Below are 233 nucleotides of genomic sequence, written 5' to 3'. Positions count from 1 at the left end.
AGCGCGGCATCGCCGATCCACGGCATCGCTTCGCCCTTGGGTGCATGGCGCAGCAGCATGGTGAAGGCGAGCGGAGCGATATCCGCCGGACGCTCGCGAAGGGCAGGCATGCTGACGGGAAAGACGTTGAGGCGATAGAAAAGGTCGGCACGGAAGCGGCCCTGCTCGACTTCGTGGGGAAGATCGCGGTTGGCGCAGGCGATAATGCGTACGTCCACCTTCACCGGGCGGGT

General features: G+C 65.2%; 1 protein-coding gene. It reads right to left on the bottom strand.

The genetic code is table 11. From position 1 onward, the window contains the following. On the bottom strand, positions 1–233 hold a 233-nt coding region (locus A3736_RS08020), incomplete at both ends, for a sigma 54-interacting transcriptional regulator (RefSeq protein ID WP_197465544.1).

The sequence above is a fragment of the Erythrobacter sp. HI0063 genome (genome assembly GCF_001635685.1).
Classification (GTDB): domain Bacteria; phylum Pseudomonadota; class Alphaproteobacteria; order Sphingomonadales; family Sphingomonadaceae; genus Qipengyuania.
Note: the sequence above shows the minus strand (reverse complement) of the source record. Positions and strands in the feature narration are given on the sequence as shown.